At 39.9% G+C, this 14,278-nt stretch carries 8 protein-coding genes; 3 read left to right on the top strand and 5 right to left on the bottom strand.

The genetic code is table 11. The annotated features are described in order from the left end of the window. Nucleotides 1–90 precede the first annotated feature (90 nt). The 5 genes from FDK13_RS18670 to FDK13_RS18690 all read right to left on the bottom strand — a co-directional run bounded on the left by FDK13_RS18670 (nucleotide 91) and on the right by FDK13_RS18690 (nucleotide 8,385). Nucleotides 91–651 (bottom strand): outer membrane beta-barrel protein, encoded by a 561-nt coding sequence (locus tag FDK13_RS18670; RefSeq protein WP_137341527.1) that lies wholly within the window; start codon nucleotides 649–651, stop codon nucleotides 91–93. 503 nt (nucleotides 652–1,154) lie between these two features. Next, nucleotides 1,155–2,969: a RagB/SusD family nutrient uptake outer membrane protein gene (locus tag FDK13_RS18675; RefSeq protein WP_137341528.1), complete on the bottom strand. Its 1,815-nt coding sequence runs from the start codon at nucleotides 2,967–2,969 to the stop codon at nucleotides 1,155–1,157. 27 nt (nucleotides 2,970–2,996) lie between these two features. Next, complete coding sequence (locus FDK13_RS18680) at nucleotides 2,997–6,476, bottom strand: TonB-dependent receptor (RefSeq protein ID WP_229216100.1); 3,480 nt, start codon at nucleotides 6,474–6,476, stop codon at nucleotides 2,997–2,999. Between the two features lie 208 nt (nucleotides 6,477–6,684). Further along, entirely contained in the window at nucleotides 6,685–7,695 is a 1,011-nt protein-coding gene (locus FDK13_RS18685) for a FecR family protein (protein WP_137341529.1), read from the bottom strand. Between the two features lie 108 nt (nucleotides 7,696–7,803). Then, nucleotides 7,804–8,385 (bottom strand): RNA polymerase sigma factor, encoded by a 582-nt coding sequence (locus FDK13_RS18690; protein ID WP_170982837.1) that lies wholly within the window; start codon nucleotides 8,383–8,385, stop codon nucleotides 7,804–7,806. Between the two features lie 253 nt (nucleotides 8,386–8,638). Between FDK13_RS18690 and FDK13_RS18695 the strand changes: the two genes are divergently transcribed. The 3 genes from FDK13_RS18695 to glgB all read left to right on the top strand — a co-directional run bounded on the left by FDK13_RS18695 (nucleotide 8,639) and on the right by glgB (nucleotide 14,115). Then, nucleotides 8,639–10,621 carry a maltotransferase domain-containing protein gene (locus tag FDK13_RS18695; RefSeq protein WP_137341531.1) on the top strand — a complete coding sequence of 661 codons (1,983 nt, stop codon included), beginning with the start codon at nucleotides 8,639–8,641 and terminating at the stop codon, nucleotides 10,619–10,621. Between the two features lie 119 nt (nucleotides 10,622–10,740). After that, on the top strand, nucleotides 10,741–11,946 hold the full coding sequence (locus tag FDK13_RS18700; RefSeq protein ID WP_137341532.1) for a dipeptidase: 1,206 nt from the start codon (nucleotides 10,741–10,743) through the stop codon (nucleotides 11,944–11,946). Between the two features lie 162 nt (nucleotides 11,947–12,108). Further along, nucleotides 12,109–14,115: a 1,4-alpha-glucan branching protein GlgB gene (glgB, locus tag FDK13_RS18705; RefSeq protein ID WP_137341533.1), complete on the top strand. Its 2,007-nt coding sequence runs from the start codon at nucleotides 12,109–12,111 to the stop codon at nucleotides 14,113–14,115. Nucleotides 14,116–14,278 lie beyond the last annotated feature (163 nt).

Raw genomic sequence — 14,278 nt, forward strand, 5'->3', positions numbered from 1 at the left:
CATAGATTCTGTTTATAGAGATTGATAGCTATTCGATTAGCAAGGCTCCTTCGGAGCCTCCTTTTTCCTGCCAGATAACGCAAATTTTCACTAAAAAGTAATCCCGGTAGTAATCTGGATATTGCTCGTTTTAATGTCATAATAGTAATAAGAATCCTCTCTTAGCTCTTTCATTTTGTAGGTTCCAATGCCTTCATTGAGACGAATTGTAATTGGAATCACAATTTTTCCAACTTCAAATTCCACACCGGCACCGGCCACAATACCAACGATATCCTGAGTCGTTTGAGGTTGAAGATCAATCGTTTTTTCTCCGTTGGCACATCCATATAACTCACATAAGTAACCTTTATTCTTAACTTTAAAGTCTGTTCTGTACCGGATATTGAGCTCAGCTTCTGCAAAAGGACGGATTTTGCCGGACGTAAATGTATATCTCAAAAGGATTGGAAGATTAATTGCCTGCAAGCGGTAAGTGTAGGTGTTGCCATGATCTTTGTTTGTCCGTTTGTAATTACTCCAATTCGGTTGAATGTGAATTGAAAGACCTGATTTTTTTGGTATAAGAGTATAACTGGCATCAATCCCGAAAATAGCGCCTTTTGTAGTAGTCAGTGATTCATATTTGAAGGTTTCCAATAATCTGCGCACCGCCTATAATACCAAAATTGAATCGATTTTGTTTTGATTGTGCAAAAAGTAAATTGGAAAAGAACAGGAAGAATATTATGGATAGATTTTTCATAACGTAGCAAGAGGTTGAGTATATTTTGAAGACAAAAAGCAATAAAAATATGGAACAAAAAATATCTCGAACAACTAATGCACCCGAGAAATTCTTTAGTTTGTTTCTTAGGTCATTTTTTGTCTCATATACATATTCAAAGATCCGGCCAGTTCTGATTCCCCGATTGTTATCGCAAATCAATATTTGTTTAACCCTTGTCAGTTTTGAATCTCGGGAACATAAAATTGGAACTACAACCACTGCATCTTTTTTTTCGCCCTTCATCTTCCTATCCGTGGTTTGTGTTTTCACAAAACCTTCTTTAATTCATGGTCCGATTATTAAGATTCGCTCTTTTTTTAACAAAAAATGCTTTACAAATCAGGTAAAACTGATTTGTAAAGCATTCAAAAAGTCAAATTAAATCTTACTGATAACCCGGATTTTGGACTATCTCTTTATTCTGGTCACGAACCGCCTGTGGAACCGGATTGATATACATTTTTTTATGAAAAACATGCGGATGATTAAGTCCTACTACTTCATAAATCCATTTTCCTTTGTTATCAGACGGCGATGAATTTGTAATTTTCATGCCGTGCAAATCTTTATTCATAACATCTTCAGCAATAACCCAGCGGATGATGTCGTAGAATCTTTTTGCTTCAAAACAAAGTTCAACACGGCGTTCCCTGTGAATAGCAGTGCGCATGGTTTCCTGAGTTAGTCCCGTGGGAAGTTCAGGCAAATTTGAGCGTTTTCTGATCGCATTGATCGCAGCATAAACTGATGCATCTGCACCGGATGCCTCATTTTGGGCCTCTGCATAATTTAGTAAAACCTCGGCATAACGGTAATAAATATAGTTTTGTCCACTTGATGCACCACCTCTGGGCTTCAACGGATTGATTTTCTTTTTGAAATAATAGCCGGTATTTCCAACATCATCTGTACCGAAATCAATCTGGTTTTTGGATGGTTTTACTTTGTCAATTCTCGTATAAATAGTATCTGTTTTAGCCATCCAGTCTTGTTTGTATGGAACGCCGTCATACACGATAAAATCATAAAAACGTTTTTCACGATTCACGTAAGGGTTTTGTGGATCGTAGCCGGAAGTCGGATCTGAAATCGGTTTACCATTTGCCATACTAAACTGATCAATAAGTTCCTGCGTGGGATCGTAATTTCCCCAGGTATAGTAAACGCCGTCAATCCAAACCGGACCGCCATATTGTTCATAATTTGAACCCATAATGACAGCAACGATTTGTCTGTCCCAGATAATCTCTGAATTATATTCGTTTTTCTCCCACCACAAAGCGGAAATGTCGGGGAACAAACCGTAAGTGCCACCGTACGTATCCATAAATTGTTTGTTGGTAGCAGCCGCTTTTTTCCAGCGATCGGGATCATAGTTTCCAAAACTTGCCATTTTATTTGGATCAGACCCCACAGCAGGGGTTGCTGCATTAAACGCGGGACTTGCCGCATATAACTCCAGCCATCCTTTCAACGCCAAAGCTGCACCCAAAGTAGCTCTTCCTGCATTTGCATCGCCATTATTGAATTTAATTGGTAATGCTTTATTGTTGACAATTGCGTCAAGTTCGGAGGTGATAAATTTAAAAGTCTCCTCAAACGTACTGCGTTTGGTATACAATTCAGCAGGAGTCATCGTCGCCCTGTCAAGCGTTTTTGTAATAATGGGCAAGCCGCCGATATGCATCCATAACTCGCTGTAAAGATAGGCTCTCAAAAATTTGACCTCATCCACGCGCTGTTTTAGATAAGCCGCAGAAAAATTAGCCGAGTTTTCAGCTACTTTTTCCAGGAACAAATTACACTTTCTAATTTTATAAAAAGCTGCGCCCCAGGTAGCATAATCCGTTGCGTGGTTGGTGGAATTGGTAATAACCGCCGTATTATATTCCTGGTCCATCGGCGATCCCTGATTTACTGAGGGATCAACAATTCCCTGTTTCCAACTATATGACCGCCAATAAAATCCGGCATCATTATCATCCGTAAAATTGTCAAGATTTTCCGGTGAATTCCATTTGTTGGAAAGATCATGGTAAATATCATTCAGGAAAATATCTGCATTCCCCTCTGATTCCCATTGTGTTGCATCTGTTAGCTGGCTCTTGATATCGTTTTCAAGAAAATCGTCATTACAGGATGTTGTATAAAGGCCAAGCCCGAGCAGCATCGTAAAAATGATCTTTTTAGTATTTTTCATAATTCGTTTATTTACAGGAAAATAAAATCAGAAAGTGACATTTAAACCAAGTACATATACCTTCTGGTTGGGATAAGCAGTTTCACGATCGGTGTAACCCACTTCCGGATCCATGAATTTTAACTTGCTTAAAGTGAACAGATTTTGTCCCGAAGCATAAATTCTTACCGACTGAATTTTCAAAGAACGCATCACACTTTTTGGCAGAGTATAACCAATAATCGCTGTTTTTAAACGAATATGGGCTGTGCTTGCCCACCAGAAATCTGAATCCTGTGTATTATTTGCGTAAGGTGCCTGCGTCGCTCTCGGATATCGGGCACCCTGTGTTGTCGGCGTCCAGTGGTTATCGAAATATTCGTAGCTGGAATTACTGTTATTATTATTGAAGGGAATCGTCTGGAACTGACGGATATCAAGACTTGCCATCGAAGATCCCTGGAAAAACAGACTTACATCAAAACCTTTCCAGTTGGCTGTTGGCGTTATCCCATAGCTTAAAAATGGATATACAGGTTTTCCGATAACGGTCTGGTCATTGGCATCAATTTTACCATCCGGTTTTCCGTCCGGACCGCTCAAATCGGCATAGCGAATATCGCCAGGATGCAGTGTACCAAATTGTGCCACATTGTAGCCATCCTTGCTGTCGATAACGCCATCATCATTTTTGTCATCCGCCGTGCCAAATAATCCAAGAGCATGATATCCAAAGGGTGTTCCAAAAGGTCGGCCGGTTCTGCTGCGGTTTGGATTGTTATGGGTAGCAGCGGTTTCAAAAATCTGGACCATTTTGTTTTTGGAATAACTCATGTTTCCGTTGAAACCAAGTTTTAATCCGTTTGCAAATTTGTGCGTGGTACCCAGACTTAACTCAAATCCTCCGTTAGTCATAATTCCGGCGTTTTCATCGGCCAGTCCCAGACCATATTCTACCGGCACACTTACTGCCGGCGGTAAGAGCATACCTGTTCTTTTTTCATGAAAATAATCGACTTCAACATTCAACAAACCTCTCCATAAAGAAGCTTCAAAACCGATATCTGTTTTGGTAGAAATTTCCCAGGTAATGTTTTTATTGGCTTCGTTAGGAATGTAAGAACCTTGAACCATCGAACCCGTGCCGAGTGCATAGGCATTTCCGTACAAATTGTATCCGGTCAGATATTGAAATGCGGTTCCTGCAAGATTCCCCGATTTTCCCCATGATCCTCTCAGTTTCAGGTTGTCGACCATTGGCAGATTTTTCTTGATAAAATCTTCTTCTGATAAAACCCAGCCGACAGAAAAAGCAGGGAAATAACCGTAGCGTTTTCCCGGAGCGAAATAATAATGGCCGTCATAACGCCCGGATGCTTCAAATAAATATTTCCCGGCATAAGCATAACCAAGTCTGTAAACATAACCGATCTGGCTTCCGGTTGATGAAGTTCCAGAATTGTCGAAATCGTTTTTGTTGGAACTTCCCATGTCAAGTTCATCTACATTGATGGCGTAATTATTCCGTCGTGCAGCGAAAATTTCGTAGGTATTGTTTCGGGCCTCCGCTACCAGCAAACCAGTAAAATCATGTTTACCAAAAGAATTATGGTAGTTCAGATAAGCCTGGTAGCTGAAAGTCTGGTTTTTTTTATATTCCTGTCTCAAATAAGTAAAAGACGGAGCGCCGCCTTCAGAAGTAGAAATTTCTTTATTGTAGGTATAAGGTGTTACGTTAGTATTTTGAGTGTAATAATAAAAAGGCGTATGCCATCCTTTTGTTGTACGCTGATTTGGGTCATAGCTGAAAGTGCCTTTTACGCTCAAACCTTTTACAAAAGGAAGTTTTTGCTCAATCGCGATTGTAGTAAGTAATGTGTTGTTTGTATTTTTCAAATAACCGGCATTTAATACGCCAACCGGCGAGTTTCCTGCAAATTCTCCCCACAAGCCATTGCTGTAATAAAGGCTTCGGATCGGAATATATTTAAACCCGTTACGGAAAAGGTTCGTTGCGGAGACGGCGTCATCAACTGATTTTGTATTTTCAATTGAACCGATCAACGCCAGAGAAACCGTTGTAGTTTTGGTCGCCTGCGCTTCCAGATTCAGGTTATAGTTGTAGCGGGTGTATTTCACAGGATCAAACATCCCTTTCTGCTGTAAAAATCCAAGCCCCGCGTAATACTTGATTTTATCCGTTCCACCACTTAGTTGCAGATTGTAATTCTGCATCGGCGCGTGCATATTTACAAGCTTTTTGGTATTGCTGATCGGGTACAGATCCGGATCTTTGGCATTTAAGCTGGCATAATTTTCAATCAGATCATTTGCAAAAGGCTGCTGCGTTCCTGTTGGATTTTCATTCAGATATGCTTCGTTTTTTAACCGCATATAATCCTGTGCAGTTAATAATTTGGGATAATAAGTCGGTGTCTGTGTTCCGTAATAGCTGCTGAACGACAAACTTGGCGCTCCCGTTTTTCCTTTTTTTGTTGTGATCAAAACCACACCATTAGCACCACCCAGACCGTAAGGAGCAACCGCGGCTGCATCTTTTAAAATGGATATTGTTTCAATCGCCGCGGGGTCAATCTGGTTGATGTTGTCACGGATAATTCCGTCGACAACAATCAGCGGTTTGTTATTGCCTGTGGTGCCTATGCCCCTGATGTGAATGTCTGGTGAATCCGAGCCTGGTTGTCCGCCGTTTGGCCGCATACTTACGCCGGCCACTTTTCCGGCCATGGAATTGGAAATATTAGGAACCGGAGTTTCTGCAATATCACCTCCTTTGATGGAAGCGACGGCACCGGTCAGTGTTGATTTTTTTTGCGTGCCATAACCTACCACAACTACTTCGTCCAGTGCTTTTGTGTCTGCTGTCAGTGATAGATCAAAAGTCGTACGGTTTCCAACAACAATTTCCTCCGAAATATATCCTACGAAAGAAAGTATCAAGGTTGCATTTCCATCCGGAACATCAAGCTGGAATTTTCCGTTGACATCCGTTGTTGTTCCGCGCTGTGTTCCTTTCAGGATAATACTTACGCCTGGAAGCGGTTCACTGTTTTCTGCGGCTTTTACTGTTCCTGAAATATTAATTTCTATGGGAATTGCTGCTAAAAGCTTTTCAGCGGAATTTACTTCGGAAGTTTTTTTCTGAGATTTTGACAATAAAATCTGGTCATTATTGACACGATACGTTATGCCCATCGGAATTAACAACCGGTCTAGTATGAAGGATAACTTCTGGTTTTCAGCAGCTATGTTTACCTGTTTTTCCATGCTAAGAAGGTCACTGCTGTACGCAAACCGTATTTTTGCCTTTTGTTCAAGTTTTGTCAATACCTCCTGAAGCGTGACATTTTTCAATTGAATTGTAACGCCCTTGTTCAGAAGATCCTGAGCCGGTGAGTTGTGCGCATAAGCCATTGCAGACAGCAGACCTACGCAAATGAGTTGGTAGAAAGTTAACCGCATGATTTTGAATAGCAATCCATGCCTTGGATGAAGATGTTTTTTCATAATTTTACTGAGAATTGATTAGTGTTGGAAACAACGACCCTTTAAATCGCCGAAAGGCGATTGATTCTGAACTGCATGTTCTTGGGATTTTCTGGTCATTTTACAATCAGGAGTGTTGCAACCACTCCTGATTTTTTTTGACTAAGAATTTTGATCTGATAATTTATCTAAGTCATATATACGTGTGTTAAAAAGTGCACTTATTTAATTAACCCTTACATCCCTCGCCTTTAATCGTGATTTTGCTCCCGTCAATCTCGTATGTTGTCCCTAATAAAATGTCGATCATATCCAGTATTTCAGGTAAACGCTGATTGTTGAAATCAACTTTTAACCGGCATCTTTTGATATTAAGATTGGCGAATTCAATTTTGATTTTGAAAGTGAGCTGCAAACGTTCTGCCACTTCGCTCATTGGAGTTTCATCAAAAACCAGCGAAACCGATTGCCAGTTTTCATTATTTGATACAGAACTTTCAAGAACATTAACCGTCATATTTTGTGACGTTTTTTCATAAACGGCTTGTTCTTTTGGTTTGAGAATAACTGTTTCAATCTTGTTTTCCCTGGCTGGCGTGCTAACGGCAACGCTGCCGGTTACGACTGAAACCTTAAAAGTGGATTCACTTTCATTCGCTTTTATGTTGAATGTAGTTCCCAGCACCTGGGTTTTTACTTTTCCGCAATTGACAATGAAAGGATGAAGTTTGTCGTGTGTTATATCAAAAAAGCCTTCCCCCTGAAATTCGATTTCCCTGTTTCTTACTGAATTAAAAACTGATGGATGGGAAACACTTGCTCCCGGCTGAAGCCACACAATACTTTGGTCGGGGAAAGAATACCGGATTATTTTTTTCTGATCATTTTTAAAAGTTATTCGCGAAGAACCGACATCGGTTTTAGCAAGTTTTTTATCTTTTAAGTTGGCCTGGAAAAAATAAAGAAAACCCAGAGAAAAAATAATTACAGCCGCAGCCGCTCTCGCAAAAGTCCGGATGTGGAGTGGAATCATGTTTTTTGTTGCTGAAATACTTTCTTCTTCATAAATCTGATTTTGAATACGCTGATATAATTCAGATTCTTCCGATTGTGAAAATGCTTCGCCGGAATCAAGATTTAGTTTTTGATACCACGCATCGACAACAGCTCGCTCTTCAGCACTGCAAGCGTTAGCCAGGTAATTTTTTAAGATCCGGGAAGAAGGGATATTGGAATTCATTTTATGTGTAAGTTTTACACTTATTAAAATAGGTTTACCAATACAGTCTCCCAAATCAATACTTATCCCTTACTCAAATGTGAATTTATTTTTAAAAAATTGAACTGATTAAATAAAAGCTGTGCTGATTAGCATTAAAGCGATATAATCTTTCATTTCAACGCGAAGAATCCGGAGTGCTTTGCTGATATGCGCTTCAACCGTTTTTTCGGAAATTTCAAGCGTGGCTGCAATTTCCCTGAGGCTGTAACCTCTACGGCTAAGTACAAAAACCTGGCGGCATTTTTCAGGAAGTTTTAAAAGTGACTGCTCATAAAGCTCACTAAGCAGATTGTAATCAAGGTTTTCACGGGTAACATCATCGGCTGGAGATTCCACGTCGTCAATTGAAAAAACTTGCTGACGCTGCTCTTTGTAATAATGACTGATAATATTATTTTTCAACATTCCCTGTAAATAGGCCTGGGCATTTTTTTGTATATCGAATTTGTGCCTCCCCAGCCAAAACTTGAAAAATACTTCCTGCACCAGATCTTCTGCAACCGTTTTTGTACCGGTTTTCCGAATCGCGGTGTGTACTAAAAGACGGGCATGTCGGCTGTATAACGTGCTGAAAGCTAGCTCGTCATTATTATGGCAGATGAGTTTTATCAACTCTTCGTCCGAAAGATAGTTGTACTGAGTTGTCAAATTTTTTTGGAGTATGTGTCAAATTTATTTTATAACAATTGTAATATATACACTTAATAGGCAAAGTCATTCCGGCACAATATTTACCTGACGATATAATAGAAAATGTTTTCAGTGTAAAATTCATTAGAGAAAATATACCTGAAATCGAATAAAGCGTTTGGGAAAACTTTTTTGAAAATCTTCATAATTTGATATTTAATTGTTAATTTTTATAAATATTTTCAGTAAAGGAAAAAGTTATTTTTTTGCAATGGATAATCAAATCGTAAATATCAGTTCAAACCTGAATCATAATCTTGTAATCTTTGAAAATATCACTCCGGAAAATGGTCACGGGGAATATGCTGTGAAAGCTGTTTCGGGTGATACAATAATAATTCAGGCTGATATTTTGACTCATGGAAATTCAGGTTTGGCAGCCAGGATTTTTTATAAAAACAAAGAAGGAAATTGGCAAAAAACTTACATGAAACCCGCTGGTAACGACCGGTGGGAGGGGCAGTTTCAAGTTCAGGAAACAGGAAAGTACGTGTATAAAATTGTTGCCTGGGTGGATCTCATCGCAACCTGGCAAACAGAGGTGACCCGACGTTTGCAAAAATATCTTCCCATTGCTGACCTGATTCCGGAAGGTTTAAAGCTTTTGGAACAAATGTCCAAATTGGCTTCAAAAGATGATAAGGCACTTATAAAGGAAGCTGTAAGGCTTTTCAAGGATAAAAATCGTGAAGATGAGGCAGGGCAACTCGCCGGTAGTTTTCGTTTTACAGAATGGCTGAACCGATATCCGGATAATCGTTTGTCCGGCGAAACGGCTGAGTTTCCATTACTGGTTTATCGGAAAAAACTTGAATTCAGTTCCTGGTATACCATGTTTCCAAGATCGGCTTCTGATGATTTTGGAAAACACGGGACATTTGAAGATGTAATAAAACGTTTACCACGAATTGCCGGTTTAGGTTTTGATGTCCTTCATTTTCTACCGATTCATCTCATTGGTTTTCAAAATAAAAAAGGTAAAAATGGCGGTCAAAAGGTAGAGGAAACAGATCCTGGATCACCCTTTTCGATAGGAAATTTTAATGGTGGGCATGAGGCAATTCATCCGGAATTAGGAAATATAGATGACTTCAAAAATCTTGTTTTAGAAGCGGAAAAACACGGTGTTGAAATTGCGCTGGATCTTGCTTTGCAGTTTTCTGCGGATCATCCCTGGATGGCTCAATATCCGGATTGGTTTGATAAAAACGGTTCAGAACAAATTTTTTCATCCGGTCAGCTAATTTCTGTTCAATCTGATTTTTACAATATCAGAATTGATGAAAATAATGAAGAGGCGGTAACACAAGCTTTGGAACAAATAATACGACTATGGATTTCCTGGGGAATCCGGATTATTCGTGTGGTACAGCCGGAAAGACATCCGTTTTACTTTTGGCAAAAATTGATAAAAAACGTAACAGACGAGTATCCGGAGCTGATTTTCTACGCCGGTACTTTTACGCGCCCAAAGGTTATGAATGCGCTCTCCAAATCAGGTTTCGCGCTTTCGGATTCTTATTTTATGTGGCGAAACAGTAAATATGAAATCGAACAATATATTAATGAACTTGCGCACTCGACTCAAAAGGATTTTTACAAACCCATTTTCTGGACAAATACACCTGATATTAATCCATTTAATTTACAATCAGGGCATGAACCACAACAGCTGATCCGGTTTTTTCTGGCTGCAACGTTATCAGGTAGTTATGGTATTTACGGGCCGGTTTTTGAACAATTGATTTATGAATCATTTCCGGGAAAAGAAGAGTATTGGAACTCGGAAAAGTTTGAAATAAAACGTTGGGACTGGGAAAAAGATACGAAGGTGAATTACCTGATTCGGCTTATCAATGAAATAAGAAAAGAAAATCCGGCTTTGCAGAAAACCAATAACGTGCATACTTGTTTTTTGGAGAATGATCAGATACTGGCTTTTCTGAAAAATGATTTTGCGGGTAATAAAATACTTTGCGTGGTCAATCTTGATTCTTATCACCGGCAGTCGGGTATGTTGCAGGTTCCGGTTCATATGATCAATAAAAATCATGATGAAAAATTTATAGCACATGATCTGATCACGGATGCGCGCTACGAGTGGATAGGCGAGTGGAATTATGTTGAACTTGATCCGCACATTTTGCCATTCCATTTGTTACGAATTGAGGATTATCATGGAGAAATCTATTAATTCTTTGGTATAAATATGAAATAGACAAATAAGAATTGGGTTTTTATTGAAAAAAGGGTGAATTTGAAAATCGCAGAATAGAACTGCAAAATTTTCACTCTTATATGTTGAATTATTTTATGAAAAAGTTACTACTCTTACTTGCTCTCCCTTTACTTTCACAGGCGCAGACGACTCCCGATGCGATCAAAGAAAAAGCGGCCAAAATCCATGAAAAGTCATTAACAATTGATACGCACGCCGATGTGCCGATCAATATGATGAAGGAAGGTTTTGATGTTTCCGTAGAGCATGATTATGCAAAAGACGGTTCCCAGATCGATTTCCCAAGAATGAAAAAAGGCGGAATGGACGGAATGTTCTTTGCTGTTTATCTGGGACAAGGAAAACGTAGTCCGGAAGCTAATGCCGAAGCGAAGAAAAAAGCACTGGCGATATTTGACAAAATACATGAAGCTGTAAAACTGCATCCGGAAATGGCCGGAATCGCAACGACGCCAAAAGATGCTTACAGATTGCAGAAAGAAGGGAAAAGAGCTGTTTTTATTGGAATGGAAAACGGATGGCCGGTTAATAATGACCTTGCAAATCTTAAATTATATTATGATCTGGGATTGCGTTACATCACGCTTTCTCACTCAGCCAACAACGATATCGCCGATTCTTCGACAGATCCGGACGGGGCTGAATGGAATGGTTTAAGTCCTTTTGGTGAACAGGTGGTGAAAGAAATGAACCGCTTGGGTATGATGGTCGATATTTCCCACGTTTCGGATTCTACATTTTATGATGTTATCAAACTGACCAAAGTTCCGGTTATCGCTTCCCACTCTTCCTGCCGTGCTTTGTGTGATGTGCCAAGAAATATGACGGATGACATGATCAAAACACTGGCGAAAAATGGTGGTGTGATCCAGATCAATTTTGTACCTGGTTTTGTGAAAAAACCTTCGATGCAGCAGGAATTGTCGATGAAGGCGATACGTCTGAAACTTCGTCAGACTGAGTTGTCAGCCGATGATAAAAAAGCGCTTTTTGAGGAAATGAAAGCGAATGCTAAAAAATATGAATCCGATATGCCGACGATTCAGGATGCGGTTGATCATATTGAACACGTGATCAAGCTTACAAGTGTTGACCACGTTGGTATTGGTATGGATTTGGACGGTGGAGGAAAAGTGATCGGTCTGGATGATGTAAGCGATATCGGTGTGATTACCGAAGAACTTGTTCGTCGCGGATATTCAGCCAAAGACATTGAAAAAATCTGGGGCGGAAATATTATGCGTGTTCTGGCTGCTGTTGAGAAAGGTAAGTCAATATAATGAAAGTACTTTGGCATTGGTTTTTTAGATGAGATATGAAATAATAGATACATTTTAAGAAATAGTTTAATAAAATTGTAAATTGAAGCGATTACAGGTTCCGAAATGGTAACCAGTGAAACCGACACTCTCATCCGATTATTGTAAATTGTATATTAACCAATGACTAAGTCAACCATTAAAAACAAAAAGAATTCGTCCCAAGCGTCTTCGCAGGAACAGGACTTGGTTGCGGTGCCAAAACGTGACTTGAAACCGGTGGAAACGATAACACGTTTTACGGACTTTGATATTCATCTTTTTAAGCAGGGAAAACATTTCAAACTATATGAAAAACTGGGTTCTCATGTAATGGAAGTGGAAGGTGTAACCGGCACTTACTTTGCGGTTTGGGCACCAAATGCATCTCAGATTTCTGTAATCGGTAATTTTAACGGCTGGAATAAAGGTGAACACGGACTTGCACCACGTTGGGATAGTTCGGGTATCTGGGAGGGCTGGATTCCAAATATCGGAGTAGGAGAGGTCTATAAATATCTGATCGCAACCAGTGATGGTCAGCATTTTGAAAAGTCGGATCCTTTTGCATTGTGGTGTGAAGTAGCGCCGAGAACCGCCTCTATTGTCTGGGATACCTGGTACGAATGGGGGGATGCCGAGTGGATGAAAATCCGGAAAGAAAAAAATAAACTGAACGCGCCGATTTCGGTATATGAAGTCCATCTGGGTTCATGGCAACGTGATCCTTCTGATCCGGAACGCTTCCTGACGTATAAGGAAATTGCGGAAACACTTGTCCCTTATGTGAAGGAAATGGGGTTTACCCATGTAGAATTAATGCCTGTAATGGAGCATCCTTATCCACCATCGTGGGGTTATCAGATCACCGGATATTTTTCCTGTGCCTCCCGTATGGGAACTCCGCAGGAATTAATGTATCTGATCGATCGCCTGCATCAGGAAGAAATTGGTGTTTATATTGACTGGGTTCCGTCACATTTCCCTGGTGATGCCCACGGACTTTACCGTTTTGATGGTACGGCGCTTTATGAACATGAAGACCCAAGAAAAGGATATCATCCCGACTGGAAAAGTTACATTTTTAACTACGGACGCAATGAAGTAAAATCATTTTTGATCAGTAATTCCATTTTCTGGATGGATCGCTATCATACTGATGGACTTCGTGTTGATGCTGTGGCTTCCATGTTGTATCTTGATTATTCCAGAAAACATAATGAATGGATTCCGAATGAGTTTGGCGGAAGGGAAAATCTTGACGCAATCGCTTTGTTAAGGGAAATGAACATTGCTGCTTATACCGAGTTTCCGGATATCCAAAGTATCGCTGAGGAATCAACCGCATTTCCAGGCGTTTCCCGTCCGGTTTTTGTGGGCGGACTTGGTTTTGGGATGAAGTGGATGATGGGCTGGATGAACGATACCCTGAAATATTTCGAAAAAGATCCGGCGTTCCGTAAATGGCACCAGGATCAGCTTTCTTTCAGTCTTGTTTATGCTTTTTCAGAAAACTTTATGCTCCCCTTGTCGCATGACGAGGTTGTGTACGGTAAGAAATCGCTGATCAACAAAATGCCGGGTGATGAATGGCAAAAATTCGCAAACCTGAGACTGATGTTTGCTTATATGTTTACACATCCGGGAACGAAACTCATTTTCATGGGAGGTGAATTCGCACAGACTTCCGAATGGAATTTTGAGCAAAGTCTGGACTGGCATCTTCTTGAATTCGCTCCGCATAAGGGAATGAAGGAATGCATGAAAGCGCTTAACAGCATTTATAAATCTGAAATTGCGCTGTCAGAATATTCATTTTCGAGTGAAGGTTTTGAATGGATTGATACCCAGGATCGTGAAAATTCTGTTCTGGTTTATGCCCGTAAAGCTTCCGATCCTAACCAAAATGTTGTGATTGTCCTGAATCTTACGGCGGTGCCGAGACCGAATTATAAAGTTGGTGTGCTTTCTTCGGGTACATGGCAAGAGATTTTCAATTCGGATGATACATTATATTACGGAAGCGGACAATTGAATACGCAACCCGTAACGTCAGAAAGTAATTTATGGCACGGGAAAGAAAATTCTATTCAGCTTAATTTGCCGCCAATGGGTGCGATCATCTTGAAGAAAATATCAAAAACAAAATAATTTTGTATTCCGGATTTTAACAAAACGAATAAAGTTCGGGATTTCGGAAGAGTTTTATGAAAATAAGTAATAAGTATAAGGCAGAGACATCTCTGCCTTATTTTTTTAAGTTATATTTGGAAAAAGCGATTCGGGCATAAAAATTGCCATTTCTTAACAGAAA

Source organism: Dyadobacter frigoris (assembly GCF_005280585.1).
GTDB classification, from domain to species: domain Bacteria; phylum Bacteroidota; class Bacteroidia; order Cytophagales; family Spirosomataceae; genus Dyadobacter; species Dyadobacter frigoris.

Excerpts from the sequence above, each read along its gene's own strand:
- FDK13_RS18695 (WP_137341531.1), top strand. The coding sequence starts at position 8,639 with ATGGATAATCAAATCGTAAATATCAGTTCAAACCTGAATCATAATCTT.
- FDK13_RS18680 (WP_229216100.1), bottom strand. The coding sequence starts at position 6,476 with ATGAAAAAACATCTTCATCCAAGGCATGGATTGCTATTCAAAATCATG.
- FDK13_RS18700 (WP_137341532.1), top strand. The coding sequence starts at position 10,741 with ATGAAAAAGTTACTACTCTTACTTGCTCTCCCTTTACTTTCACAGGCG.
- glgB (WP_137341533.1), top strand. The coding sequence starts at position 12,109 with ATGACTAAGTCAACCATTAAAAACAAAAAGAATTCGTCCCAAGCGTCT.
- FDK13_RS18685 (WP_137341529.1), bottom strand. The coding sequence starts at position 7,695 with ATGAATTCCAATATCCCTTCTTCCCGGATCTTAAAAAATTACCTGGCT.
- FDK13_RS18675 (WP_137341528.1), bottom strand. The coding sequence starts at position 2,969 with ATGAAAAATACTAAAAAGATCATTTTTACGATGCTGCTCGGGCTTGGC.